24 protein-coding genes are annotated in these 25,146 nt (G+C 64.0%); 13 read left to right on the plus strand and 11 right to left on the minus strand.

Annotated elements, in window-relative coordinates; all coding sequences use genetic code 11:
• Positions 1-19: 19 nt before the first annotated feature.
• The 6 genes from QN084_RS03375 to QN084_RS03400 are packed head-to-tail and all read left to right on the plus strand — an operon-like array spanning position 20 to position 6,266.
• The gene (locus QN084_RS03375) at positions 20-1,273 is read left to right on the plus strand and encodes a DUF7847 domain-containing protein (protein ID WP_225740012.1); all 1,254 of its coding nucleotides are present in this window, start codon (positions 20-22) and stop codon (positions 1,271-1,273) included.
• Complete coding sequence (locus QN084_RS03380; protein WP_031216350.1) at positions 1,270-1,962, plus strand: DUF4129 domain-containing protein; 693 nt, start codon at positions 1,270-1,272, stop codon at positions 1,960-1,962. The genes QN084_RS03375 and QN084_RS03380 overlap by 4 nt, the downstream gene beginning before the upstream one ends.
• Positions 1,959-3,176 (plus strand): DUF4350 domain-containing protein, encoded by a 1,218-nt coding sequence (locus QN084_RS03385; RefSeq protein WP_021471861.1) that lies wholly within the window; start codon positions 1,959-1,961, stop codon positions 3,174-3,176. Before QN084_RS03380 ends, QN084_RS03385 begins: the two co-directional genes overlap by 4 nt.
• Positions 3,173-4,237 carry an AAA family ATPase gene (locus QN084_RS03390; RefSeq protein ID WP_021471860.1) on the plus strand — a complete coding sequence of 355 codons (1,065 nt, stop codon included), beginning with the start codon at positions 3,173-3,175 and terminating at the stop codon, positions 4,235-4,237. Before QN084_RS03385 ends, QN084_RS03390 begins: the two co-directional genes overlap by 4 nt.
• A 14-nt stretch (positions 4,238-4,251) precedes the next feature.
• Entirely contained in the window at positions 4,252-5,544 is a 1,293-nt protein-coding gene (locus tag QN084_RS03395) for a DUF58 domain-containing protein (RefSeq protein ID WP_021471859.1), read from the plus strand.
• Between the two features lie 17 nt (positions 5,545-5,561).
• Positions 5,562-6,266: a DUF4166 domain-containing protein gene (locus QN084_RS03400; RefSeq protein WP_021471858.1), complete on the plus strand. Its 705-nt coding sequence runs from the start codon at positions 5,562-5,564 to the stop codon at positions 6,264-6,266.
• Between the two features lie 80 nt (positions 6,267-6,346).
• On the opposite strand, the gene QN084_RS03405 is transcribed toward QN084_RS03400, so the two are convergent.
• From QN084_RS03405 to QN084_RS03430, 6 genes are all read right to left on the minus strand, one after another.
• Positions 6,347-7,372, minus strand: a complete 1,026-nt coding sequence (locus tag QN084_RS03405; protein WP_021471857.1) for a uroporphyrinogen decarboxylase/cobalamine-independent methonine synthase family protein — start codon at positions 7,370-7,372, stop codon at positions 6,347-6,349.
• Between the two features lie 2 nt (positions 7,373-7,374).
• Positions 7,375-7,764: a chorismate mutase gene (locus QN084_RS03410; RefSeq protein ID WP_021471856.1), complete on the minus strand. Its 390-nt coding sequence runs from the start codon at positions 7,762-7,764 to the stop codon at positions 7,375-7,377.
• A 41-nt stretch (positions 7,765-7,805) separates the two neighbouring features.
• A complete protein-coding gene (locus QN084_RS03415; protein WP_021471855.1) occupies positions 7,806-9,524 on the minus strand; it encodes an ABC transporter ATP-binding protein in 1,719 nt (572 codons plus the stop codon).
• Positions 9,521-10,489, minus strand: coding sequence for an ABC transporter permease (locus QN084_RS03420; protein WP_021471854.1), 969 nt, complete (start codon positions 10,487-10,489; stop codon positions 9,521-9,523). Before QN084_RS03420 ends, QN084_RS03415 begins: the two co-directional genes overlap by 4 nt.
• Positions 10,490-10,533: 44 nt before the next feature.
• Complete coding sequence (locus tag QN084_RS03425) at positions 10,534-11,625, minus strand: ABC transporter permease (protein WP_021471853.1); 1,092 nt, start codon at positions 11,623-11,625, stop codon at positions 10,534-10,536.
• Between the two features lie 136 nt (positions 11,626-11,761).
• Positions 11,762-13,390, minus strand: coding sequence for an ABC transporter substrate-binding protein (locus QN084_RS03430; RefSeq protein ID WP_021471852.1), 1,629 nt, complete (start codon positions 13,388-13,390; stop codon positions 11,762-11,764).
• A gap of 204 nt (positions 13,391-13,594) precedes the next feature.
• Here QN084_RS03430 and QN084_RS03435 point away from each other — a divergent pair, with 204 nt between their 5' ends.
• Positions 13,595-14,422, plus strand: coding sequence for a caspase family protein (locus tag QN084_RS03435; protein WP_069695175.1), 828 nt, complete (start codon positions 13,595-13,597; stop codon positions 14,420-14,422).
• A gap of 74 nt (positions 14,423-14,496) precedes the next feature.
• Here QN084_RS03435 and QN084_RS03440 read toward each other — a convergent pair whose 3' ends face one another.
• Together QN084_RS03440 and mnmA are read right to left on the minus strand one after the other, a co-directional pair.
• Positions 14,497-16,128 carry a gluzincin family metallopeptidase gene (locus tag QN084_RS03440; protein WP_021471850.1) on the minus strand — a complete coding sequence of 544 codons (1,632 nt, stop codon included), beginning with the start codon at positions 16,126-16,128 and terminating at the stop codon, positions 14,497-14,499.
• An 82-nt stretch (positions 16,129-16,210) separates the two neighbouring features.
• A complete protein-coding gene (mnmA, locus tag QN084_RS03445) occupies positions 16,211-17,332 on the minus strand; it encodes a tRNA 2-thiouridine(34) synthase MnmA (RefSeq protein WP_021471849.1) in 1,122 nt (373 codons plus the stop codon).
• A gap of 176 nt (positions 17,333-17,508) precedes the next feature.
• Here mnmA and QN084_RS03450 point away from each other — a divergent pair, with 176 nt between their 5' ends.
• Positions 17,509-18,762, plus strand: a complete 1,254-nt coding sequence (locus QN084_RS03450; protein ID WP_021471848.1) for an NAD(P)/FAD-dependent oxidoreductase — start codon at positions 17,509-17,511, stop codon at positions 18,760-18,762.
• A gap of 36 nt (positions 18,763-18,798) precedes the next feature.
• Here the strand turns inward: QN084_RS03450 and QN084_RS03455 are convergent, their stop codons facing one another.
• A complete protein-coding gene (locus tag QN084_RS03455; RefSeq protein WP_069695176.1) occupies positions 18,799-20,025 on the minus strand; it encodes a cysteine desulfurase family protein in 1,227 nt (408 codons plus the stop codon).
• Positions 20,026-20,034: 9 nt separating this feature from the next.
• Positions 20,035-20,703 (minus strand): helix-turn-helix transcriptional regulator, encoded by a 669-nt coding sequence (locus tag QN084_RS03460; protein ID WP_069695177.1) that lies wholly within the window; start codon positions 20,701-20,703, stop codon positions 20,035-20,037.
• A 93-nt stretch (positions 20,704-20,796) separates the two neighbouring features.
• Here QN084_RS03460 and QN084_RS03465 point away from each other — a divergent pair, with 93 nt between their 5' ends.
• The gene (locus QN084_RS03465) at positions 20,797-21,213 is read left to right on the plus strand and encodes a hypothetical protein (RefSeq protein ID WP_021471845.1); all 417 of its coding nucleotides are present in this window, start codon (positions 20,797-20,799) and stop codon (positions 21,211-21,213) included.
• Positions 21,214-21,225: 12 nt separating this feature from the next.
• On the opposite strand, the gene QN084_RS03470 is transcribed toward QN084_RS03465, so the two are convergent.
• On the minus strand, positions 21,226-21,897 hold the full coding sequence (locus tag QN084_RS03470) for a hypothetical protein (protein WP_062097290.1): 672 nt from the start codon (positions 21,895-21,897) through the stop codon (positions 21,226-21,228).
• A gap of 164 nt (positions 21,898-22,061) precedes the next feature.
• Between QN084_RS03470 and QN084_RS03475 the strand changes: the two genes are divergently transcribed.
• The 4 genes from QN084_RS03475 to QN084_RS03490 all read left to right on the plus strand — a co-directional run bounded on the left by QN084_RS03475 (position 22,062) and on the right by QN084_RS03490 (position 25,142).
• Entirely contained in the window at positions 22,062-23,000 is a 939-nt protein-coding gene (locus tag QN084_RS03475; protein WP_062097292.1) for a J domain-containing protein, read from the plus strand.
• A gap of 35 nt (positions 23,001-23,035) precedes the next feature.
• Positions 23,036-23,503: a tRNA (cytidine(34)-2'-O)-methyltransferase gene (locus QN084_RS03480; protein WP_021471842.1), complete on the plus strand. Its 468-nt coding sequence runs from the start codon at positions 23,036-23,038 to the stop codon at positions 23,501-23,503.
• 177 nt (positions 23,504-23,680) lie between these two features.
• Positions 23,681-24,283: an ECF RNA polymerase sigma factor SigK gene (sigK, locus tag QN084_RS03485; protein WP_031216344.1), complete on the plus strand. Its 603-nt coding sequence runs from the start codon at positions 23,681-23,683 to the stop codon at positions 24,281-24,283.
• A 34-nt stretch (positions 24,284-24,317) separates the two neighbouring features.
• Positions 24,318-25,142, plus strand: coding sequence for an anti-sigma factor (locus QN084_RS03490; protein ID WP_021471840.1), 825 nt, complete (start codon positions 24,318-24,320; stop codon positions 25,140-25,142).
• Positions 25,143-25,146: the final 4 nt, after the last annotated feature.

Raw genomic sequence — 25,146 nt, forward strand, 5'->3', positions numbered from 1 at the left:
GTCTGATGGGGAGGAATTCGTGTCACAACCAGAGCACGGCCAGCAGCCACCTGCCGGTGCCCAGCCGGGTTGGGGTGCCCAGCCGGGTTGGGGTGCCCAGCCGCAGTGGGGAGGCACCCCGGTGTGGCCCACTCCCCCGGTATCCCCGCCGGCACACCAGCCGGCGGCCGGACAACAGCCTTGGCCGGCCCAGCCGCCAACGGGTTGGCCGCAGCCGGGCATGCCCCCCGGACAGCCACCCTATGGACAACCCCTATATGTAGCACCTCCCAAACCAGGCATCATCCCGTTGCGTCCGCTGCAGTTCGGGGAAATACTCGACGGCGCGTTCCAGACCATCCGCCGCAATGCCGCGGCCATGGTCGGTTCAGCGTTGATCGTCCAAGCCATCAGCCAGACCCTTCTGGGGGCCGTTTCCTTGGGCTTGCTCCAAGCGGTCGATTCGCTGGATACCGTGGAATCACGTGCCGAACTGGACGGCCTCCTTGGCCCTTTCATCGGGATGATGGCCGGGGCGCTTGGCATCACCATGCTCATGGCATTCCTGGGGTCAGTACTCCAAGGCGTGCTGGTGGTCCCGGTATCCCGGTCGGTGCTGAACCGGAGGACAGGCTTCAAGGCCATGTGGAAGCTGGCCGCCCCACGGATTTGGCCGTTGCTGGGCGTGGCTGCCCTGCTGACCTTCGCAGCACTCCTGGCTATGGCAGCCGTCGCCGGCATTGCCGTGGTGCTGCTGATGAATTTGGGCCCTGCCGCTTTTGCTTTGGTCATTCCTTTGTGGCTTGGGGCGTTTGTCCTGTACCTCTGGATCGCCATCAAGCTCATGTTCGCACCGGCGGCGATCGTGGTTGAGCGGGTGGGAATCTACCAGGGCCTGCTGCGCTCCTGGCAGTTGACCAAGAACAGCTGGTGGCGGATTTTCGGCATCACGATCGTCGTGAACCTCTTGGTTGGGGTTATCGGCTACGTCGTCCAGATCCCGGTGCAGTTGGCTTCGGGCGCGGTCGGCTCGGTGGTCTCGCCGCATCCGGATTTCGCTTCCATGAGTTCGGCCCTGCTGGTAACCACGATTATCTCCACGGTCGTTTCAACGCTGGTAGGTTCCATAACCTTCGCCTTCCAGACTTCCGTCTCCGCCCTGATCTATATGGACCTGCGGATGCGCCGGGAAGGACTGGACGTCGAGTTGATGAGGCTCATGGAGTCCGGCGCCGACCCTGACGGGATTCCCGGTGCCCCGCGAGGGAGAAGTGCCGGGTGGCCGTCGGCATGACGGGAGCTTTCCTGCGGATTCCCAGTGCAATCGCTGTCTTGGAACCACCGGTGAGTCCGGACCGGAACGAAGCACGGCGATGGGCGGAGGAAGAACTGTCCAAGCCCAAATACCCGGACGCGCAGCCAAGCTGGCTGGAGCAGGTATGGCAGGATTTCCTGGACTGGCTGGCTTCCCTTGGCAGCGACTCCGGGTCGCCGGGCAACGGAATCGCCGTTCCCGTCATCATCGCCCTGGCCATTGCGCTCATTGTGGTGGCCGTCATCGTGGTCCGTCCCAGGCTGAACGCGCGTCGCAGGAAACCTGTTCCCGACGTCTTCGGCGATGAGCCGGTGGTGGACGCTGCGGTATACCGGCAACGGGCGGCGGCTGCCGCGGACGACGGCGACTGGCGGGCCGCCGTCGTCGAACAGTTCCGCGCTGTGGTCCGGTCCTCGGAGGAACGCGACATCATTGAGGCGAGGCCCGGCCGCACGGCCGATGAAGCAGCCGCGCAACTGGGCGGGGTCTTCCCTATCGCAAGGCTGCGCCTGACGGATGCGGCAAGAAGCTTCGACGCCGTCCTCTACGGCGGAATGCCTGCGCACAGAGCCGATTTTGAGGCCGTATGCGCCGTTGATTCCGAGCTTCTTGGCATGGCACCGGAGTTTGGCGCACCTGCGGCCACAGGATTCGCGGTGCCTCGATGAGCCGCACGGAAACCCTGGCCGAAGCCCGGACGGGAGAACCCGCGACCGAGCCCAATAAGCCGCAACACCGCGACCGGCACCCCCGGGCCGGACAGTGGTTCCGGAGAAACACACTGTGGATCATCCTGGCTTTGCTCTTCGCCGGGCTCGTCACCTACCTGGTGGTGGATCGGCAAGCAGCCGCCCAGGACTCCAGGCGGTTGTCCGCCAACAACCCCGGTCCGGGAGGTGCCATGGCCGTGGCTGAAATCCTCAGCCAGCACGGGGTGGACGTCACCAGCACCGACACCCTGGAGGAGACCACAGCCGCGCTGGAACGCGATCCGGACGCAAGCTTGCTGCTCTATGATCCCCGGGGTTTCCTCGACGGCGAACAGCTGTCCGGGCTGCGGGACTCCGCCAACCGGATGACGGTGGTTTCTCCCCGCCTGACCGTTCTGCGCGCCCTCGATGCCGATATCCGTCCGGGCGGCGTGGTCCCTGAGGACATAACGACGTTGAATCCCGCCTGCGGAGTGGAAGATGCGCAGGCTGCCGGTCCAGTCGCAGCGCGGGGCGCAGTGTATTCCGGTCCCGCCGTCTGCTATCCGATCCGTGACGGCGGACCGGGACTGTATGCGGCGGTCGAAGGGGGCAGGCTCGTGGTCTTGGGCAGCACCGACCTGCTGGACAACCAACACCTCGCCGATCAAGGGAACGCCGCCCTGGCGATTCGTACGCTGGGTACCACGCAGAAGCTGGTCTGGTACTTGCCCTCCGTGGCCGATATCCAAGCAGATCGTTCGGCCCCAACCCTCAGCGAGCTTGCCCCCCCGTGGGTGGCCGTTGCCGGACCGTGGCTTGGGTTTGTGGCGTTGCTTGCCATTGCGTGGCGGGCACGCCGGTTGGGGCCCTTGGTTTTTGAGCCCCTGCCGGTCGTCGTGAAAGCGGCTGAGACAGCCGAAGGCAGGGCGCGCCTTTACCAGGACTCACGGGCTTTGCGGCTCGCTGCGGACACCCTGCGTGCCGGCACCCTCACCAGGCTGGCCAGGCATTTCAAGCTGGGAGCTGACGCCACCCCCGATGCGGTTGTTGATGCCTTGGCGTATCGCCTCGGCAGGCCGGTACCGGAGATGCAAGCATTGCTGCTCAGCACCCATCCGGAGACTGAAGGACACCTGGTCCAATGGGCCCAGCGCATGGAACAAATCGAACAGGAGGCCATGGGCCGATGAACAACCAGCCGAGCAGCTACGCGGAAACTACCGGCGCGTACCCGGACAACGCGGTTACAGCGGGTGGTTCCCCGGCCGTCGCCCCGGAGCACCCGCACCAAGGCCATCGGGAAGATCCTGCACGGGAAGCCTTGTTGAATGTCCGTCGTGAAGTGGGCAAGGCCGTCGTAGGCCAGGACCCGACTGTCACAGGCATGCTCATCGCCCTGCTGTGTGACGGCCACGTCTTGCTGGAGGGCGTCCCCGGGGTGGCCAAGACCCTGCTGGTGAGGGCGCTCTCCACCGCTTTGAGCCTGGAGACCAAGCGTGTCCAGTTCACGCCGGACCTGATGCCGGGCGATGTCACCGGATCCCTGGTCTACGATTCCCACTCTTCGGAGTTCTCCTTCAGGGAGGGTCCGGTGTTCACCAACATCCTCCTCGCCGACGAGATCAACAGGACTCCGCCCAAGACCCAGGCCTCCCTCCTGGAAGCCATGGAAGAACGGCAGGTTTCCGTGGACGGGGTCTCCAGGCGGTTGCCCGAACCCTTCATCGTGGCTGCCACCCAGAACCCGGTGGAGTACGAAGGAACGTATCCCCTCCCCGAGGCCCAGTTGGACCGTTTCCTTTTGAAACTCACCATGCCGTTACCGGACCGGATGGAGGAAATTGAGGTGATTCGCCGGCACGCGGCGGGCTTTGATCCTCGCGACCTCGGCGCGGCCGGAGTGCGTCCGGTGGCGGGAGCCGCCGAGCTTGCCCGTGCGCGCGAGGCGGTGGCGGCGGTTTCCGTTGCTCCCGAGATCCTCGCCTACATCGTGGACGTTGTCCGCGCCACCCGATCGGCTCCATCCTTCCAGCTGGGCGTCTCGCCCCGTGGCGCCACCGCTTTGCTCAACTCCGCAAAGGCGTGGGCTTGGCTGTCGAACCGGACGTTCGTCACGCCGGATGACGTCAAGGCGTTGTCCCTGCCGTGCCTCCGGCACCGTGTGGGGTTGCGGCCTGAGGCCCAGATGGACGGTATCAAGGTCGATGATGTGTTGGGCAGCATCCTGGCCTCCGTGCCGGTGCCCCGATGACCAGGACGTCCTGAATGGCAATCACGGGCCGTTTTGTCCTGTTGGCGTTCGCCGCGCTGGCTCCCTTGGTGCTCTTTCCTGCATGGACAACAGTGCTGCTCGTTACCGGAGCGCTCCTGCTCTTCCTGGTCATCGATCTGGTCCTGGCTGCGTCACCGGCCAAAGTGACGTTGGAGCGGCGCCAGCCACCCAATGTGACTCTTGAAAGCAGCGTCACTGCCACGCTGACGGTGACTAACGGAAGCCGGCGCAGGCTCCGCGCCGTGGTCAGGGATGCCTGGCAACCCTCGGCAGGTGCGGCCAATGCCGTCCAGTCGCTGGCAGTTCCGCCGGCTGAACGCCGTCGAATGTCCGTGACGTTGTGCCCGAGCCGGCGGGGAGACTTGGAATCGCCGCACGTGACCATCCGTTCCCTTGGCCCCTTGGGGCTCGCCGCCCGGCAACGGACCCGTCCCCTGCCCGGCAAGCTGAGGGTCCTTCCGCCGTTCCATTCCAAACGCCATCTGCCCTCCAAACTCCGCAAACTTCGGGAGCTGGACGGCCGGGCAGCCGTCCAGATCCGTGGCGCTGGAACCGAATTCGACTCCCTGCGGGACTATGTGCGCGGCGACGACGTCCGATCCATCGATTGGCGGGCCACAGCCCGGCGTACCTCCGTGGTGGTTCGCACGTGGCGTCCGGAGCGGGACCGGCGGGTGGTGATCGTGCTGGACACCTCACGCACAGCTGCAGCGCGGATCGCTGATGAGCCCAGGCTTGATACGGGCATCGAAGCGGCGCTGCTGCTGGCCGTCCTGGCTGAACGGGGCGGCGACCGGGTGGACTTCCTCGCGTATGACCGGCGGCTGCGCGCCCGGGTCGAATCGGCGTCGAAGGGGAACCTGTTGGGGCAGCTCGTCCAGGCCATGGCACCGCTGGACGCCGAACTCATCGAGCTCGATTGGCAACAGATACCCGGCCAGGTGCGGGCCGTCTCGGCGCATCGCTCCCTGGTGGTGCTCTTGACCGCGCTCGACGGCGGTGCCCCCGAGGAGGGCCTCCTGCCCTTGGTGGCCCGGCTGGCCACGCAGCATGTGGTGGTGGTGGCATCCGTGCGTGATCCGCTTTTGGACGCGATGAAGGAAGAACGCACGACGGCGAGCCAGGTTTTCCGCGCCGCCGCAGCTGAACGGGCCCTCTTGGAACGGGCTGCCGTTTCAAACCAGCTGCGCCAACTTGGGGCTGAAGTAGTTGATGCGCACCCGCTCGAGCTGCCGCCCATGCTCGCCGATGCCTACATCCGGCTCAAAGCCGCCGGCCGACTCTAGGAAGGACTGACTGCACAATGAATCAACCCATCTACAAACTGGCCCTGGGCGATGCCTTCGAACAGCTGGCTCCGGAGCTTCAGGACTATTTCTCCCTTTCCGCGGGATCGGGCCACTACGGAGTAGGACAGGGTGTTTTCGATGTTGTGGGCTGCCGCCAAAAATGGTTGCGCCCCTTCCTGTCGCTGACTACCGGCGAGGAAGCGTTCTTCCCGGAGTACGGCGAGGGCATTCCCTTCCGGATCGAAAACCACGCCCATGTGGACCCCTTCAACCGTGCCGCGCTGACAGCACGGCGAGAGATCTTCTTTCCCTCGGGAACGCGGTTGTTTCATGACACCACCAGCGCGATCCCTGAAGCCGGGGCCCACCGGCTGGTGGACCACGTGGGCAGGTACCGGCGGCTTGTCACCGACCTCGAGGTCTCTGTCACCCCGGACGGAAAGCTCCGCGGAGTTTCACAAAACAGCCGGCTGTTCCTGGGACCACTTCGGATCCCCCTGCCCAGCGCGTTGGATGCCCGCGCGTATGCCGAACAGTGGTGGGACGCCGAAGAGGGCAAACACCGCATCCAGGTGAAGGTGATCCAACCCCAGGTAGGCCTCGTCCTGGTTTACGCCGGCCGGTTCGACTACCGGCTGGTTCCCTACTTGCCCGGCAGCGCCGCCGGACAGTCGCTGCCCCGGTACGCTGAACCGGATCGCTGGGAACAGCGCATCTGAGCGAATCTGATCCCGGGCCGGTGACAACCTGGCCGCGGGCCAGTCGGTCCAGCCCAAACCGTGGGCCGGTTGTTCCCGTCCTAGCCGAGGGCCAGTTGGTCCAGTCCGTCGGCAACGTGTGTCAGTTTGGTGAGGACCGCCTGCGCTTCGGCAGGTTTCAGGTGCGCCAGGCCCGTGGCGGGCGTGACGCGCAGCCCGGACAATCCGGCGGCCGGGAGACCCAGCTGATGCCAAGGCCGCCAAATGCTGTCCACCACTTCGGCCGTCCTCGGCAACGGCTTCTCCGTGCCAAGAGCCCCGGCCCACAGGCGTTTCCCGGCTTCGACGGCAGCGGCCAGCTGTTCCCATTGGCGTGTGGTCAAAGCCTTGAGCGGCACGGCGATCCCGTCAGCCCCGGCAGTGATGATCCGTTCAAACGGCGCTTCGATCTCCGGCACCGAAATGACGGTCTCTACTGCCCCGGCTGCCTTGATCGCCTCGATGACCAGCCGCCATGCAGCGGTGACTTCTTCGCCGTCAATGGACCTGAGGGTTCGGTACCCGCTGGCGGTGGGAATGGTCCCGCCCATGACGGCTGCGATGTCCGGCTCATCCAGTTGGACCACGATTTCTGCGCCAGGAACGGCCGCACGAATACGTCCAAGGTGATCGGCCACCCCTGCTGCGAGCGACTCCGCGATATCCCTCCGCGCACCGAAATCCAACAGGGCCCGCTCGCCATTGTGGAGGTAAAGTCCGGCTGCCAGGCTCAGCGGCCCCACGAACTGGATCTTGATTGCGGACGCAGGATTCTCTTCGGCCCCCGCCACGTCGGCCAGCACATTGACGTCGGAGGCCAGCGCCGACCGCGCCCGCTGGAGGTCCTTTCCCGGGCGGTCCACCAGCCGCCAGCCGTGTGGCTGGATGTCGATCGCGAGCTCAACCAGCAAGCTCCCCGTCCGGCCGATAGGGTCCGAGCCGACGCCCCGGTCCGGCAATTCGGGGAGGAACGGCACGTGCGGGTCCCCGAGTTCTCCGCGGATGGTGCGGAGCGCTTCACCGGGGTCGTTCGCCGGCCACGGTCCCAGTGCGGTTGCGCTGGTCCGGTGTTGCTGTACTTCTGCCACGCCTAGGCCTGCTGGTTGGTGGTCTGGTGGTTCTCGGCGATGGCCTCGTGATGCCTGATGACCTCGCTGATGATGAAGTTGAGGAACTTCTCGGCGAACGCCGGATCAAGGTGCGCGTCCTCGGCCAAGCGCCGCAAGCGGGCGATCTGGGCGGCTTCCCGTCCCGGATCACCCGCCGGCAGCTTATGCGTGGCTTTGAGGATGCCTACCTTCTGGGTGGCCTTGAACCGCTCGGCGAGCAGGAACACGAGCGTGGCATCGATGTTGTCGATGCTGGAGCGGATGGACAACAGTTCGTCCATGATGGCCCGGTCCACTTGTCCGGACAGGGAACTCGCTGCCGGGTCGAAGGATTCGGAGTCATCAGGAAGGACATTGTTCTGCTCGGTCATGCCTCCCAGTCTAGGGTGTGGCACTTGGCCCCGCGTTGTTGTTACCCCGGGGTCGCTCCGCCCAGCAGCGCGCGGTGGGCCTCCCGCCGTCGGGCCTGTTCCTCCGGGTCCGGCACCGGCAGCGAGGCGATCAGCCGCTTGGTGTAGTCGTGCTGCGGCGAGCCCATGACGTGGTTGCCAATCCCCTGTTCAACCAGCTTGCCTTTGTAAAGCACCCCCACCCAATGCGACAACATATCAACCACTGCCAGGTCGTGGCTGATGAACAGCGCCGCGAACCCGTATTCCTCCTGGATGTCCTTGAAGAGGTCCAGCACTTTCGCCTGGACCGAGACGTCCAAGGCCGAGGTAGGTTCGTCGGCAATGAGCAGTCGCGGATTCAGCGCGAGGGACCGGGCCAGGGAGGCACGCTGCCGCTGGCCGCCGGACAACTCGTGCGGGTACCGCTGCGCGTACGACGCCGGCAACTGGACTGATTCGAGCAACTCACCTACCCGCTTGCGCGCCTCGGCAGCGCTTGGCTTGGTATGGATCATCAGTGGTTCCGCGACGCATTCCCCAATGGTCAAGTGGGGGTTGAACGAGGCTGCGGGGTCCTGGAAGACGAAGCCGATGTCCTTCCTGAGGGGGCGGAAAGTGCGCTCCTTGAAGTCGAGCATCTCGTAGCCGAGGACCTTCAGGCTGCCCCCGGTTACCCTGGTCAGGCCCGCAATGGCCCGACCGATGGTGGATTTGCCGGACCCCGACTCGCCTACCAAGCCAAAGACTTCGTTCTCGGACACCGTGAAGCTGACGTCATCGACGGCCTTGAAGCCGTGCTTGCCAAACCGTCCGGGATACTCGATCACCAGGTTCTTCGCCTCAACCAGGACCTTGCCGTCCTGGTGCAAGCGTCCCCGGGCTCCCTCGGATGCTGAGTTCCGCCCGAGGTGGGGTACGGCGGCCAGGAGCTTCCGGGTGTACTCCTCTTTGGGTTCCGCGAACAGCACCTTGGAAGGCGCCTCCTCCACCACATCCCCTTGGTACATCACCACCACACGGTCGGCGAGATCGGCCACCACTCCCATGTTGTGGGTGATGAGGACGATCGAGGTGCCGTAGTTGTCCCGCAGATCGCGCAGGAGCTGCAGGATTTCGGCTTGGACGGTCACGTCCAACGCGGTGGTCGGCTCATCCGCCACGATCAGCCCGGGGTTCAACGCCAGGGCAGCTGCGATGACCACACGCTGCTTCTGTCCGCCCGAAAACTGATGCGGGTAGTAGTCAACCCTCGTCTCCGGGTCGGGGATTCCGACCTTCCGCAGCGCCTCCGTGGCACGCGCCTTTGCTTCCTTGGCGGAAACCCGGTGCCCGTCGGTACTGTGGGCCCGGATGCCCTCGGCAATCTGCCACCCCACCGTAAAGACCGGATTCAGTGCCGTGGAAGGCTCCTGGAAGACCATGGCAACGTCGCGTCCGCGGATACGGCGCAGGGCTGATGTGCCGAGGCTGATCACGTTGTTGCCCTTGATGAGGACAGCGCCGGAACTGATGGCTGTTTCGGGAAGCAACCCAAGAATGGTCTTGGCCGTGACGGTCTTGCCCGATCCTGACTCGCCCACAATGGCAAGTACTTCGCCGGCTCTCACGTCCAGGCTCACATCTTTGACCGCCCGGACGTCGCCGCCGTCCGTAGCAAAGGTGACCTGCAGTTTCTCAATGGACAGGACCGGTTCCCTTTGCGGTGCGTGGTCCTGGACTTCTCCGAGGTTGATGCTCATGGCGTGGGTCCTTCCGCCGGTGCGGTCCCGGTTGTGCCGGACTGTGCACCGTTGGGTTTGGTGGCGCCGGCCCGTTTGCGGCTCCGGATCCGGGGGTCGTTGAGGTCATTGATGCTTTCGCCCACCAGGGTCAGTCCAAGCACTGTCAGGACGATGGCCAAGCCTGGGAAGACACCCGTCCACCAGATGCCGGAGGAGGTGTCCGCCAAGGCCTTGTTGAGGTCGAAGCCCCATTCAGCAGCCGAAGTGGGTTCGATGCCAAAGCCCAGGAAGCCAAGGCCGGCCAGGGTAAGAATCGCCTCCGAGGCATTGAGGGTGAACATGAGCGGCAGCGTCCGGGTGGCGTTCTTGAAGATGTGACGGCTGATGATCCGCAGGCTGGAGGCCCCCAGCACCTTGGCCGACTCCACAAACGGCTCGGCTTTCAGGCGAATGGTTTCGGCCCGGATCACCCGGAAGTACTGCGGTACGAACACCACCGTGATGGCGAAGGCGCAGGAGAAGATGCCGCCCCAGAAGCTGGACTGGCCACGGCTGATCACAATGGAGACCACAATGGCCAGCAAGAGCGTGGGGAAAGCGTAGATGGCGTCAGCCACCACCACCAGGATCCTGTCCAGCCAGCCTCCGAAGTAGCCGCTCAGCAGCCCAAGGGCCACCCCAAGGAACAGAGACATCGCTACGGAGACCACGATCACGGTCACAGCGGTCTGCGATCCCCACACCACTCGTGAAAGGACGTCATAGCCTCCCACGGTGGTGCCCCACAGGTGCTTGGCACTCGGTGCCTGCTGGGTGGGGAACGAACCGGAATCATCACTGAGTTGCGAATAGCCATAGGGGGCCAGCAAGGGGGCGAAGATGCTGGTCAGCACAAAGAGGCCGCTCAGGATGACACCGGCAATCAGCATCCCCCGTTGGAGGCCGACGCTCTTACGCAGGTGGGATACCACGGGCAGCCGCATCAGGAGCGGTTGTTTGGGCGCAGTAAGTTCAGGAGTACTCAAGGTCAGTACCTCACTCGCGGGTCGATGAGGGCCGCAATAATGTCGACAATGAAGTTGGTGACGGCAACGATCACGGCCAAGAGCACCACGATGCCCTGGACGGCTACGAAGTCGCGGGCGTTCAGGTACTGCACCAGCTGGTACCCGAGGCCCTTCCACTCGAAGGTGGTTTCGGTGAGGATGGCGCCGCCGAGCATGAGCGCGATCTGCAGGCCCATGACCGTAATGATGGGGATCAACGCGGGCTTGTAGGCGTGCTTGGTGACCAGTCGGTACTCGCTGACACCCCGTGAACGCCCGGCTTCGACGTAGTCCTTGCCCAGCGTTCCGATGACGTTCGTCCGCACCAGGCGGAGGAACACACCGGCGGTCAACAAACCCAAGGCGATGGCCGGGAGTACGGCGTGGGAAACGATGTCGCCCAGTGCCGTGAAGTTTCCGCTCCTGATCGCATCAAGCCAATAGATGCCCGATGGCGCTGCAAGGTTGCTCATGGCCAACTCGGTCCGGGTGGAGGCCCTGCCCGCCACCGGGAACCAGCCGAGCCATACCGAAAACGTCAGTTTGAGGAGAAGGCCCGAGAAGAAGACGGGCGTGGCGTAGCAGAGGATCGCGAAGAGCCGCAGGACCGCGTCCGAAGCCTTGTCCCGATGCTGGGCCGCGATGAGTCCGAACGGAATGCCGACAGCGAGGGCCACGACCAGGGCGTTGATGCTCAATTCCAAGGTGGCCGCGCCGAAGGTGAAAAGTACCTCGACCACGGGACGGCGATCGGTAATGGTAGTGCCGAAGTTTCCGGTGATCAGCTGGCCAAGATACTCGAAGTATTGGACCAACACCGGCCTGTCGTAGCCGGCCTCATGGATACGCTGTGCGAGGACGTCCGGTGGGAGCCGCCCACCTTGGGCAGCGGTGATGGGGTCGCCGATGACCCGCATGAGGAAGAAGACCAGGGTCACCAGGATGAAGACCGTGGGGATGATCAGGAAGAACCTGACCACGATGTATCTGCCAAGTCCTCCCCCGGACCTGGATTTGCTTTTGGGTGTGACGACGCCGGGTTCGGCGTCAGGCACGTCAACGAGTGTTGTCATTTGCTACCTGCGATTCCTGCTTTGGTTCAGCGGAGTTTGGCTGGAGCGCCTGCCGGGCTTCGAGGAGAAGGTGGCTCAGCAAAGGGGGCGGGACACCGGATAAGTGTCCCGCCCCCTTCCCAGCGCAGAGGCGTGGTTACTTGGACACGGTTCCGAGGCGGAACTTGAAGGAAGCGTCCAACGTCTTGTCGACGCCGTTGACGCCGCTTCCGGCGATGGCCACCTGGGCGCCCTGAAGCAGTGGCAGCGTGGAAATATCCTTCGCCAAAGCGTTTTGGACCTCTTGGATGTCCTTCTCGCGCTTTGTCTTGTCGGCCTCCGTGAGCTGCTTGCTGATCAGTTCGTTCACCGTGGGGTTGTTGTAGTGGTTCTTGAGGAACCCGCCCTCGGGGAAGAACGGCGTCAGGTAGTTGTCAGCATCGCTGAAGTCGGGGAACCAGCCGAACTGGAACAGGGGGTACTCGTCGGCGCGGCTTGCCTTGCTGTACGTGACCCACTCGGTGGACTGCAGGTTGACGGTAAAGAGCCCGGACTTCTCGAGTTGTTCCTTGACCATCGCGTATTCGTCACCCGAGGATCCGCCGTAGTGGTCCGGGTTGTACTGCAGGTTGAGTGCCACCTTCTCGGTGATCCCGGCATCGGCAAGCACCTTCTTGGCCTTGTCCAGGCTGGGCTTGCCGTCCTCGCCGTAAGCATCCTTGAAGGACTGGTTTGCCCCGAGGAAACCGTTGGGGACGTTCGAGTAGAGCGGGAGGTAGGTGCCCTTGTAGACCTGGTCGGCAATGGCCTCCCGGTCAACGAGGTGTGCGATTGCCTGGCGGACCGCTGTGGCCTTGGCGGGGTCGGCGTCGGCGGCTTTGGTGCCGAAAGGCATGGTGTCGAAGTTGAAGGTGATGTAGCGGATTTCGCCACCCGGGCCGGTGACTACCTTGACCTTGGAGTCCTTCTTGAGGTCGTCGACGTCTGTGGCGCTCAGGCTCCGGAAGGCGACATCGATGTTGCCCTGCTGGATATCCAGCTTCAGGTTGGTGGGGCTGGCGTAGTACTTGATGGTCGCCTCGTCATTGGCCGGTTTCCCGAGGACTCCTTGGTAGTCCGGGAAAGCCTTGAAACTCACCAATTCGTTCTTCTTGTAGCTGTCAATCGTGTACTGCCCATGGAAAGCCTTGGCTTTGATGATGTCCTCATCAGGAAGCACAGCGCCTGCCGGGAAGACTTCGTCGTCCACAATCGGCGCGGCGGGGCTGCTCAGGATCTGCGCAAAGGTCTGGTCGTTGGCGAGCTTCAGTTTGAAGACCACGGTGTTCGCATCGGGGGCCGTGACGCTCTCGATGTTGGTCAGCAAAGATGACGGACCCGCGGGATCGGCAATCGCCACCTGCCGGTCGAAGGAGAACTTGACGTCCTTCGAGTCGAGGGTGTGCCCGTTGGCCCATTTCAGGTTGGGCTTGAGCTTGACGGTGTACTCGGTGGGCGCCGTAAAGGATGAGGACTCCGCAAGGTCCGGCTCGGGCTCCGCCCCGCCGGGTTTGGAGTTGAGCAGGAACGAATAGATCTGGTTCATCACCATGAATGAACCGTTGTCGTAGGAGCCTGCGGGATCCAAGGAGGTGACTTTGTCCGTAGTGCCATAAGCGATGGGTCCGGCTGCCGCCGGCGCGGAAGAAGATCCTCCGCCCGAGGGCCCTGTGCATGCAGTGAGTGCGAGCGCGGAAACGCCCGCGAGCGCGATAACGCCATGCAGGGCCTTCTTGTTCATTGCCATCTGTGAACCTTCTGTTCGATGGATTGGGCGCCCCACCAAGGGATGAATGTGACGGAGCGCACTCTTGATTCCACGATTCAATCAGACTTCCCACCCGAAAAAGCGGCAATTTTGTGATTCGAGATACAAAATTTACCTGCGAGTAGCTCAGGTGGAAGGGCGGGGACCATTGCCTGGCTCCCGCCCCGGGAATATCTTTGGCCCATGAGCAAGGCAGCCCTCTGCATAGGCATCAACCAGTTCAAATTCCTGCCCCAATCAAGCTGGCTCCAAGGCTGCGTCAACGACGCCGAGGATCTGTCCGGCCTTTTGGGCTCCGCGTACGGTTTTCCCCCGAAGGAAGTCGTAGTCCTCCGGGATGCGAAAGCCACCAAGAAGAATGTCATGGCCGAACTCTCGCAACTGGTCGACAAGGCTGTGGACGGGACCGCAGACCACATCGTCTTGACGTTCTCCAGCCATGGAACCCAGATACCCGACACCAGCGGCGACGAGCCCGACCGCCTTGATGAGGCCTTCGCCTGCTACGACATCAACAATGCCGGCGATGCCTGGGATCCTGACACAGTGATCTCCGACGATGAACTGTCGGCAATTTTTGAACGCCTGCCCGATGGGGTCCTCATGGACGTCATCCTTGATACCTGTCACAGCGGAACCGGGCTTAAGTCCCTGGACCTGCTGCCCGGCAGGCGCCCGCGCTTCCTGCCGGCACCCACGCCCAGGGCCGTCATCGCCTCGGAAAACAGCGACGTCCGGACGCTCAGGGACATGGTCAAGGCGGCCAAGCACTCAAAACCCGTGCTGATGGCAGCTTGCAGGTCCGACCAAACAGCCGCCGATGCCTACTTCGACGGCCGGTATAACGGTGCCTTCACCTACCATCTGGCAAGGTCGCTCCAGAGTGACGGCTCGCTGGGACGTGCAGACCTCCTCAAACTCGTCAGCAAAGCGCTGAAAGCGGGGGGCTTTGACCAGGTGGCGCAACTGGAAGGCACGACGGCGGCCCGCAAGGCAGCGTGGGGAAGCTGACGTTGGGGGCAGGCCGCAGGAGGGCAGACATCGGTTCACGAAGGTCCGTCCAGCGCTTGTTTTCCCGGTGACGCCTACTCTCCAGTGGAGTGGAACTTGGCCTTGACTCCGGAGGAAGCGGCTTCCTCGATGTCGTGTTCCTCGTCCGAGCCGAACAGCAGCCCCTGCCGTTCCCTGTCCATGACCGGCTTCAGGGCCGCATAGACGAGGCGCCCGCCGGCGTCGAACCTCAGCAGCCCTCCCCCGCGGATGTCCACATACTCCCTGCGCGTTTTGAGGCCAAGCCGGACGAATGCTTCGCGCCTGCTCATCCGCACAGTCTGGATGAACGAGGCGCCGATTTCGGAGACAATGAACCCGTCCGGAGAGACCCTTTCCGATGTCCGGACGCGGGTGGAACTCAACGGAGTTCGGCGCTCCAAGCGGGCCGCGTCCAGGAGCCTCGGATTTTCCCAGACGAAACGCTGCACTTCCTGGGGGTCGGAGCCCAGCGCGGAAAGCCTGACGGGATACCGGAGCCCTTGGTAATTCTCCACGCCGCTGATGTTGTTCAACGACACCCGCCGGATGCCGATGGCCGAAAACTCGGCCTGCAGCGCTTCGCGGTAACCATGCAGGTCCTCGGGCACCATGTCCAGGTCCGCCGCGATGATCCCGCGCAGTAGGTCACGCCACCCGACGTCAACGGGAGGCATATAGGAGAGCCCCCTGATCACCATCCGCAATACCCTCGTGGCAACAATAGAACCGGACTCCGCTTTTTGGTGCAGGCTCTGCGCTTCCCCGAAACGGTTGTTCCGCTCGGACCACAATTTCTGCACGGCACGGAGCACGGCCCCCACTACGACGGCTCCCCTCGCATGGGGCTCCGGGAACTGCTGCCAATTCTCCGGAACTGCGCCGACAAACGGCTCCCGCAACGGCCCGCGCGCGAACAGGTCACGGGCAAAGTCGAACAGCGAGCGCAGCAATAAGGCATCATCCACCGCTTGGCCCGCTTCGAAGCCTCCGGCAGCTGCCTCCAGCTGGCGGTACACGATGTCCCGGGAAGAGAAAACGGACAATATTGCCACCAGGTCGGCCAAGGCCTCGTGCATGGCCAGCTGCTCCAACGTAGCCAGTTGGTCCGCCCAGGCCGGCCTGAACCCGTCGAGGATCGCGTGGGTCACCTCGTGGGCCACGATGTCCCGGTAGAGGGCCGTGGGCACCTTGTAACCCATACGGTCAACGGAACCGAAGCGGATGGTGTTGCTCCCGCGCTCGTAGCCGGTGTCTGTTGCCGTGACCAGGTCCCGGGCCTTGAGGATCAGCCTGCCCTCCGGGTTCCACGGCATGCGACGGCCCAAGGTGGTCTCGAAAATATCCAGGGTGTGCATGGCCACCCCGTAAACGTGCTGGGCCAGGAAGCGGGTGTCATCCAGGAGTTCGCGAAGGTCCGACGGCGGAGGCTGGGACAACAGCTGCCATGGATCGCCTTTGCTGGTCAGGGTCACCGGGGAAACGGTCGTGCCCCGCCATTTACGGATGTGGACGGCGTAGCGATTGCCTGTCGGACCGCGGCGAAGACGTTCTACGGGTATCCTGACCTGGGCGGTCAGCGGCGGCGATCCCGCTGCGCCTATGGGCCCTTCCGCGAGGACGGTCACTGAGACCGTCTGCCCCGCCTTGATGTCACCAGGGCTCTTCTTCGGAAATGCCACCGCCATCGCCGTCCCCATTGCGGACCCCACCGCAGCGGATACGCTGCTGAGGCAAGTATGGGCGTCCGCCCGCCTGTCAGGCAACCAGCTAGAGGGCGGCCCTCTGCAGTGAGCGGGCGACGTCGATGGTTGCCTGTCCGAGAACGCGGCTGCCCTGGTACAGGACCACCGTCTGCCCGGGCGCGACTCCGCGCAAGGAATCGGTCAAGGTGACCACAAGTTCAGTCCGTTCAACACCGGCATCGTCCTGGACCGACTCGACCCGGGCCGTTGCCGGAACCGGATCACCGTGGGCCCTGACCTGGGCGTGGCACGGGAACTGCTCGCCTGTCGCGACCTCCGCGATCGGCAGGCCTGCCCACGACACCTTGATCCCCCGGATCTCATCGATGGCCAGCAACGCCTCCGGGCCAACCACAACCTTGTTTTCCTTGGGACGGATTTCAAGGACGAACCGTGGCTTGCCGTCGGCTGCCGGGGTACCCAGCTTCAAACCACGGCGCTGCCCTACTGTGAAGGCGTTGGCCCCCGGGTGCTCGCCGACCTTCTTGCCGGTTTCATCAACGATGTCTCCGGTGGTCATCTCGATTTTTTCGGCAAGCCAGCCCCGGGTGTCGCCGTCGGAGATGAAGCAGATATCGTGGCTGTCCGGCTTGTTGGCCACGGAAAGGCCGCGCCGTTCCGCTTCGGCCCGCACCTCGGCCTTGGAGGGGGTGTCAGCCAGGGGGAACATGGAATGCTTCAACTGCTCATGGGTAAGGACGCCCAGGACGTAGCTCTGGTCCTTTGCCCAGTCCGCGGCACGATGCAACTCCCGGTTGCCGTCCGCATCCTCAATGACCTTGGCATAATGGCCGGTGCACACGGCATCAAAGCCCAGGGCGATGGCCTTTTCAAGGAGCGCAGCGAACTTGATGCGTTCGTTGCAGCGCATGCAGGGGTTCGGCGTCCGACCTGCCGCATACTCATCAATGAAGTCCTGGACGACGTCTTCCTTGAAGCGTTCCGAGAAGTCCCAGACGTAGTACGGGATCCCCAGGACATCGCAGGCGCGCCAGGCATCGCGGGAGTCCTCGATGGTGCAGCAGCCACGGCTTCCCGTCCGGAGGGTTCCAGGCATGCGCGACAACGCCAGATGGACTCCGACGACGTCATGCCCGGCCTCAACTGCCCGGGCGGCTGCTACAGCGGAGTCAACTCCGCCGCTCATTGCTGCAAGTACTCGCATGCTGGCTTTCTGTGATGGGGATTGGTGGCACGGATCCGGCTCAGATCAGTCGGCGCGCCCATCTATTCTAGCCGATTCATTTGAGCGGACAGTTTTCCTTGACTGCCGTCCCCGACGCTTCTAAAGTCAAAGAGACCAGTTTTAGAATCGGAGTTGACATGGCAACTGAACCAATGGTCATAGCCGGCGGAGGCCTGGCTGGCGCTACCGCCGCCAAGACACTGCGCACTGAAGGGTTCGAAGGACCCATAACCCTCCTTGCGGCCGAGCCCCGGATTCCCTACCTCCGCCCTCCGCTCTCCAAAGAGTTCCTCCTGGGAAAGGCCGATGAGGAATCGGTGCCGGTCATGCCCTCGCAGTGGTACGTGGAAAACGGCGTGGAACTCCTCACGGGCACTTCCGCGACAGCCATTGATACCAGGGAGCACTCGGTCGCCCTGGACGACGGGAGCCTCCGGCAGTACGCCAAGTTGCTGCTGGCAACAGGAGCCCAACCCCGGCGCATCCCCCTCCCCGGCTCGGAACTTGAAGGCGTGATGACGTTCCGGACCTTCGACGACAGCATCCGCTTGCGTTCGCTCCTGGAGCAAGGCGGACGGCGGGTGGTCATGATCGGTTCAGGATGGATCGGCATGGAACTCGCGGCGGCGGCACGGAGCTACGGCAACGAGGTCACCCTGCTTGGCCTGGAGGACATCCCGCTGAGCACAGCCATCGGCCCCGAACTGGGCACCTACTTCCGGGGTCTGCACGAAGACAACGGAGTCAGATTCCATCTGTCGGCCAGTGCGGTTTCCATCGAAGGACGCGGCGGGCACGCCTCGTCCGTCACCACCAACACCGGGGCTGAGATTCCAGCGGACCTGGCGATCATCGCCGTCGGCGTCGCTCCCGACACGGCACTGGCCGAAGCGGCGGGCCTTGAGGTGCGCAACGGCGTCGTAGTGGATGCCTCACTGCGCACCAGCGCACCGGACGTCCTCGCAGCCGGAGACGTAGCCAATGCGCTGCACCCCTTTACCGGTGAGCACCACCGCAGCGAGCACTGGGCCAACGCCCTCAACGGGGGAAAGGTGGCGGCCAAATCCATGCTGGGCCAGGACGCCGTCCTCGACGCGGTCCCGTACTTCTATACGGACCAGTTCACCCTCAGCATGGAATACTCCGGTTTTCCGTCACTCACTACCGGCATCGAGCCCGCCATCAGGGGCTCAATGGAGGACGGGAGCTTTACCGCATTCTGGATCCGGAACGCCCAGGGCGGCACGGGTCAGGTGGTGGCAGGGATGAGCGTTAACCAGAGGCGGGTCCAGAAACCGATCAAGGCGTTGATTTCAGGGCGCGTCCCCGTAGACGTATCGCGACTCCTGGATCCGGCCAACCCCTTGGAGGAGTTTGCGGCTGCTGCATAGCAGGAGGTCCCGCAACCCATCCGCAGACCGCGCAAGCTAGGCCCGGATACCGTTCCGGGCTTCGGTGGCGGCCGTCTGGATGCTCGATTCATGGCCGGCCATACCCGCCTGGCGTGCCCGCGCGTACGCATCCGGCAGTGCTTTCAATAGGGCTTCCACGTCAGCGTCTGTGGACGAATGGCCCAGAGTGAACCGCTGAGCGCCCCGCGCGGTGTCTTCGTCCAAGCCCATGGCGAGCAGGACATGGGAGGGCCGGGGAACTCCCGCGGTGCAGGCAGAACCGGTGGAGGACTCGACTCCGGCCAGGTCAAGCAGGAACAGCAACGAATCACCTTCGCAGCCGGGGAACGTGAAGTGGGCATTGCCGGGCAAGCGAGCTTGAGCCGGAGCGCCGCGCAGCACTGCCTCAGGAATTGCCTTCTGCACGCCGGCAATGAGGCGGTCACGCAACGAGCCGAGCCGCCCGGCTTCGCCGTCCAGATTGGCGACGGCGGCCTCAGCGGCAGCAGCGAAGGCCGCAATGGCCGGGGTGTCCAGCGTCCCTGAGCGCACGTCGCGCTCCTGGCCGCCGCCATGCTGCACGGGCGTCAGGGAGACGGCCCGGCCCAGGAAAAGGGCGCCCACACCTACGGGTCCGCCGATCTTGTGGCCGGAGACCGACATGGCCGCCAGGCCGGAGGAGCGGAAGTCCAAAGGCACGGCGCCGAAAGCCTGGACGGCATCCGCATGAACCGGAATTCCGTGGCGGGCCGCCAGCCGGACGACGTCCGGGATGGGCTGGATGGACCCTACCTCGTTGTTGGCCCACATGACGGTCACCAAGGCCACAGAGCCGGGATCACGCTCAATTTCGCTCTCAACGGCGTCCAACCGGACCACGCCTTGAGCGTCAACAGGAAGCCAGGCAACCTCGGCACCTTCGTGCCGCTCGAGCCATTCCACCGCGTCCATGACGGCGTGATGCTCGATGGCGGAGCAGAGTATCCGTGTCCGCTTCGGGTCCGCGTCCCGCCGGGACCAATACAAGCCCTTGACGGCCAGGTTGTCGGCCTCCGTACCGCCGGAGGTGAAGATGACTTCGGAAGGATGCGCACCCGCGGCAGCGGCAAGCGTTTCACGGGCCTCTTCCACCGTCCGTCGCGCCCGGCGTCCCGCACTGTGCAGGGAGGAAGGATTTCCCGTCCGGGCAAGTTCGCGGGTCATGACGGCGAGCGCTTCGGCCGACATGCTGGTGGTGGCGGCGTGGTCAAGGTATACGGGCACCCTGCAATTCTATCGAGCTGCGGTGATGCGGGCGCAGCAGTGGCCGGGCCCCGGATCGGGCACCACGGAGTCAGCCGGCAGCCCGGACGACTCCGCTGCCCCCTTGAGCAACGCTCCGTTCATGGCACACACCACCTCCGCATGGTCGCGGGACAGCCGGTGAAACGGACAATTGAGCAGCCTGTATCCACCGCTGCCGTCCTCCACGGGTTCGTACCCAAGATCGGCCAGGACGGCTGAAAATTCTCCGGGCCGTCCGGATTCGCGTCCCCTGCCGTGGGCAGCCGCTTCAAGGGCCTCCGCAACGGACCCGCCGTTGCCAAGAGATGTGGAGATGGCACGCGCCATGACGTCCCCGGCAAGGTCATAGTGCCGGTCCGGAACCGAAGCGCCCACTTCATCCACGGCCGTCCGGTACAACTTCGAAGGCCGCCCGGAACCCGGACCACTTTTGGCCGAGGTTTTCCGGAACTCAACCTGCAGCACTCCGTCACGGACCAATCGATCCAGGTGGAAGGACGCGGTACTGCGCGGGATACCCAGTGCTTCGGCCGCCTGGTCCCGCCCCACTGCATCGCCCGCGTCGCCAACATACCTGAAGAGGGCACGGCGGTTCACGTCGTCCATGGAAGCCAGCGCCGCAATCCTGCCGAGCCACGGTGCCTTTTGCTTGCTCATGGTTCAAGACTATCTCTAAAAACAACATTCGTTGATTAATCATCCCGGCGATTCTAAAATCAAGATACCTATTTATAGAAAGAGAGCATCGCCATGAAACCTTCAACTGCACACGCCGTCTCCACCACCACGGTGTTGGAGGACCGCACATCCCGTCAGGCGTTCGTCCTGCTGCGCACCATCTTTACGGTGGCGCCCATCCTGTTCGGCTTGGACAAGTTCACCAACCTGCTCACGGACTGGACCGCCTATCTGGCGCCCGCGGCGACCACCGTCATCCCGGTTCCGGCCCAGACCTTCATGTATGGCGTGGGCATCATCGAGGTCATTGCCGGCATCATCGTCGCCCTGCGGCCACGGATAGGCTCGGTCATTGTGGCCTTGTGGCTTCTGGGGATCATCGTCAACCTGCTGGTGTTGGGCAGCTTCTTCGACGTCGCCCTGCGGGACTTCGGCCTCCTGGTTGGCGCCCTGGCCTTGAACCGGCTTGCTTCAAGGCACGGGAAGTAGTCCGGCAGGTGCTCAGGCGGGTGGTACCAGTACCACGCCGGATTCGACGTCGGCCCTCGCCTTGGCCAGGGCGGCGTCATCGGGGCACGTGATGGACACGTAAACGGACGCGGCCGGGCCGCTGAACAGCCGACCCAAAACCACTGCGGAAGCACCACCATTTGCCGCTGAGGATTCCAGCGCCAGCAGTTCCACTTTCCTCAGCGGCTTGTCCGTATCCTGCCCCCAACGAAGTGTCACCGGCGTCAGCCGGCCGGGGTCGATCGCGGGATTCATGTACTGGAACACGGCCTTTGTGGAGGCCTCGTCGTTTCCGGCTTCGACAAGGGGCCCTTGATTGATCGAGACGCGGGTGACCGCCACGCAGCCATCGGACTTCTTATATTCGTCCTCGCCCTGCTTTGCTGCATGGACCAACGACCATCCCGGGACTTCCTGCAACTTGGACTCCATGGTCACCGGATCCCCCGGTACCAGGCTGGCCCCGGCGCTCAACGGCAGATCCTTCGCCGCGACAGCAGCTGCATCGTGGCCGGGCGTAATAGTCGGTGTCGATAACGTGGATTCCACCGGCGACGGCTTCGGAGCGGCCGGGTCAGGTACGTTGACGCTACAGGCGCCGAGGACTGCGGCTGATGCCACGGCACCCAAGCCAAGCAGCCGTCGTCGAACATTGCGTACCACTGTTGCTCCTCACTCGCTGTCCTGCCCGACTGAGTCTAGCCGCCCTGCCGGGAACCAGAGCCACCGCTGCGAACGTTCAACTGTTGGCTGGATAAACTGGCCGAACCGCGCCCCTCCTCTGTGGATGCAAGGAGGGACGCACCAGACTAGAGAAGGGCCTGTGCTTGGCCGAGGGCAACAGTTCGCATTACCAGGTCCTTCGCGTGTCCGTCACCGCGACGGACAAGGAGATCAAACAGGCCTACCGCAAGGCCGCCAGGAAGGCACACCCGGACCATGGCGGAGACGCTGAGATCTTCCGCCGGGTTACCTTGGCCTACGAAACCCTGATCGACCCGCGCCGCCGGGCGGAGTACGACCGCAGGTACGCCGCCAATACCCCGGCCCCGGGCCGTTCCGGAGCAGCAGCTTACGAGGGACCTGCCAGCGGGTCCGCCACTTCCGCAGGAGTCAGGCGCCCGCAGTCCCCCCGCAACACCGCCGGGGACGCCCCGGTGTACGTTCCCGCGTTCGATGACCCCAACGAAGTTCCCCTCATTTCCCGGGCAGAGGCCGTGCAGCAAGTGCATGGCATGCCCCGCAGGCGGGGCATCTTCGGGGCAGAAGCCCGTATCCAGCGGGAAACGCGGACAGTCCAGCTCATCAGCAAACAGGTCCTGTCAGCTATTCCTGCGGCCAGGCTCATCAACGGGCTGCGGTCCCCGTCGGACAACAACCACATTGACCACGCGGTGCTGTCCGGATACCGGCTCGCCCTGGTCGGCTCGATGCTGCTCCCCAAGGGTGCCTATGCCTGGGACGGCCAATCGTTGCGCCACGGCGGCCGCTCCATCGCTCCCCCGCAACTGGCCCACATCGTCAGGCACATGCAGGACCTTTTTCCCGAGCTCAACGTCACCGGGTGGGTTGTCCTGCACAGCCCCGACGGCAATCTGCACGAGCCCGTGATCGACCACTACGGCAAATCCCGTTCCGGAGGCGGAGTAGAAATAGTCAACGGTGCAGGCCTGGCCCGGGGGCTCAAGCAGTTCCTCAGTTCCGGGCCGGCGCCGAACACCGTGGTTGTGCCGGTCCTGGCACGCTTGCTGCGGGGCATGCACTGACCTGCAGCCGCTCCCGGCATCGCTAGGATGGGACGGTGTTCCGCATCCTCTTCCACACTCCCGAAATTCCCGGCAATACCGGAAATGCCATCCGCCTTGCCGCCATCACCGGCGCTGAGCTCCACCTGGTTGAGCCGCTGGGCTTCGACTTCTCGGACGCAAAACTTCGCCGTGCCGGCCTCGATTACCATGACCTCGCCGTCGTGACCGTTCATCAGGACATTGACGCCGCTTGGGCTGCACTCCAGCCGCAACGTGTCTTCGCATTCACGTCCGACGGCGACACAACCTACACGGATATCGCGTACCAAGAGGGCGACGTACTGCTCTTCGGGCCCGAATCCGTCGGCTTGCCTGAGTGGTTGAAGCAGGACCCGCACGTCACCGCACGCGTCCGGCTGCCCATGCTTCCTTCCCTGCGCTCGCTCAACCTGGCCAACGCAGCGTCCATCGCCGTGTTCGAGGCATGGCGCCAGAACGGCTTCGCCGGAGCCAAACTGTAGCCATCCGGACCGGCTGCGGCTCCGAATACCTGATGCGGGAAAAAGCCGCCGAAGGCCGGGAAGGAGACGCATGTGAGTACGCTGGAGAGGGGCATGCCGCCACGCACTGTTCCAGCGACAGTATCGGGGCCCGGTTGGCCTGCACGTCAGCCCTTGGACAACATATGCTTGAACGTGATGGACACCCCCAACAACCCCGCTCCCCCGGTTTTTGAAACCGCCCCGGCAACTGACGTGGGTTCGCAGTTGGCCGGTTTGCTTGAGTTGGTTGCCAACGGCGACCAGCAGGCCTTTGCGGATTTCTACCGGCTCACCTCCCGACGCGTTTACGGGATGGCCAAACGCGTCCTGATCGACCCGGACCTCAGCGAGGATGCCACCCAGGAAGTTTTCATGCAGGTGTGGCAGGGCGCTGCCAAGTTCGATTCCTCGGCGGGAAGCCCCATGGCCTGGTTGATGACCATCGCCCACCGCCGGGCCATTGACCGCGTCCGGGCAGTCCAGGCCGCCTCGGACCGCGAAGCCAGATACAGTGCGGCAAGCCAGGATCCCGACCATGACGTCGTGGCCGAGGAAGTTGGAACCAACCTCGAAGCCGAAGCTGTGAGCCGCTGCCTGGGAACACTGACCGAAACCCAGCAGGAGTCTGTCCGGTTGGCCTATTACGGCGGCCTCACGTATCGGGAAGTCGCAGAAAAACTCGGCGCAGCCGTGCCGACCATCAAGTCCCGGATCCGGGACGGCCTCCTGCGCCTCAAGACGTGCTTGGGGGTGGGCTGACTTGAGCGAAAGCAGTGGAGGATTCATCCGCAAAATGTTCGCGAACGACATCGCAACCGACCTGGCCGAAGGCCGTGTCCTGGAGTTGGCAGAACTCTATGCCTTGGACGCTGTTACGGATTCCGAACGTGCTTTGATCGATGACTACATCAAGGACGCTCCCGAAGGACCTGAGTTCCTTGAGCGCGTCCGGCAGGCCCGGGAAACATTGGCCATCAGTTTTACCGCCGAAGAAGAGCCCCCGGCCCGCCTGTTCCACGACTTGATGGAAAAGATCGCCCACGAGCCCCGCGCCCAGGGAGTTGACGCCGAACAAGGGCCGGGCGCAGCTGTGGTGGTTGACAAACCTGCAGCACCGGCCGCCGTCGCGGATCTTGACGAAGCACGGACCAAACGCGCCGAAAGACGTCGCCTTGGGGGTGCCCGTGGCTGGTTGATCGGAGCTGCAGCCGCAGCTGTCATCGCCGTGGCCGGCGTCGGCATCGGCGGCTACATGGCAGGCCAGAACGATCCCGTCGCCCAGGTCCTCCAAGCCCAGGACGTGCAGAAGAAGACGGCCGACGTTCCCGGCGGCGGCACCGCCACCATCTCGGCGTCGTCTGCGAAAGACTCCTTCGTGGTCCTTATGGACGGCGTAGCCCCTGCCCCATCAGGCAAGGTGTATCAGCTGTGGACCCTCCCCAAGGACGGTTCGGCTCCTGTCCCGCAAGGCACCATGGATGCCGAAACCCTCTCAAAGCCTGCTGTGGTGAAGGGACTTTCCGCGGCGTCTTCCGTGGCAATTACGGTGGAGCCCACCGGCGGATCGCAGGCCCCCACCAGCGACCCGGTCCTGGTGGTACCGCTCGGCTCCGCTTGATTGC

The sequence above is a fragment of the Paenarthrobacter sp. R1 genome (assembly GCF_030264015.1).
In the GTDB taxonomy this organism is placed as follows: Bacteria; Actinomycetota; Actinomycetes; order Actinomycetales; family Micrococcaceae; genus Arthrobacter; species Arthrobacter ureafaciens.

Bases quoted from the DNA above. Each gene is read 5' to 3' on its own strand.
- QN084_RS03380 (WP_031216350.1), top strand. From the start codon at position 1,270: ATGACGGGAGCTTTCCTGCGGATTCCCAGTGCAATCGCTGTCTTGGAA.
- QN084_RS03385 (WP_021471861.1), top strand. From the start codon at position 1,959: ATGAGCCGCACGGAAACCCTGGCCGAAGCCCGGACGGGAGAACCCGCG.
- QN084_RS03390 (WP_021471860.1), top strand. From the start codon at position 3,173: ATGAACAACCAGCCGAGCAGCTACGCGGAAACTACCGGCGCGTACCCG.
- QN084_RS03395 (WP_021471859.1), top strand. From the start codon at position 4,252: ATGGCAATCACGGGCCGTTTTGTCCTGTTGGCGTTCGCCGCGCTGGCT.
- QN084_RS03400 (WP_021471858.1), top strand. From the start codon at position 5,562: ATGAATCAACCCATCTACAAACTGGCCCTGGGCGATGCCTTCGAACAG.
- QN084_RS03410 (WP_021471856.1), bottom strand. From the start codon at position 7,764: ATGACCGAGCAGAACAATGTCCTTCCTGATGACTCCGAATCCTTCGAC.
- QN084_RS03415 (WP_021471855.1), bottom strand. From the start codon at position 9,524: ATGAGCATCAACCTCGGAGAAGTCCAGGACCACGCACCGCAAAGGGAA.
- QN084_RS03420 (WP_021471854.1), bottom strand. From the start codon at position 10,489: ATGCGGCTGCCCGTGGTATCCCACCTGCGTAAGAGCGTCGGCCTCCAA.
- QN084_RS03425 (WP_021471853.1), bottom strand. From the start codon at position 11,625: ATGACAACACTCGTTGACGTGCCTGACGCCGAACCCGGCGTCGTCACA.
- QN084_RS03430 (WP_021471852.1), bottom strand. From the start codon at position 13,390: ATGGCAATGAACAAGAAGGCCCTGCATGGCGTTATCGCGCTCGCGGGC.
- QN084_RS03435 (WP_069695175.1), top strand. From the start codon at position 13,595: ATGAGCAAGGCAGCCCTCTGCATAGGCATCAACCAGTTCAAATTCCTG.
- QN084_RS03440 (WP_021471850.1), bottom strand. From the start codon at position 16,128: ATGGCGGTGGCATTTCCGAAGAAGAGCCCTGGTGACATCAAGGCGGGG.
- mnmA (WP_021471849.1), bottom strand. From the start codon at position 17,332: ATGAGCGGCGGAGTTGACTCCGCTGTAGCAGCCGCCCGGGCAGTTGAG.
- QN084_RS03450 (WP_021471848.1), top strand. From the start codon at position 17,509: ATGGCAACTGAACCAATGGTCATAGCCGGCGGAGGCCTGGCTGGCGCT.
- QN084_RS03460 (WP_069695177.1), bottom strand. From the start codon at position 20,703: ATGAGCAAGCAAAAGGCACCGTGGCTCGGCAGGATTGCGGCGCTGGCT.
- QN084_RS03465 (WP_021471845.1), top strand. From the start codon at position 20,797: ATGAAACCTTCAACTGCACACGCCGTCTCCACCACCACGGTGTTGGAG.
- sigK (WP_031216344.1), top strand. From the start codon at position 23,681: ATGGACACCCCCAACAACCCCGCTCCCCCGGTTTTTGAAACCGCCCCG.
- QN084_RS03490 (WP_021471840.1), top strand. From the start codon at position 24,318: ATGTTCGCGAACGACATCGCAACCGACCTGGCCGAAGGCCGTGTCCTG.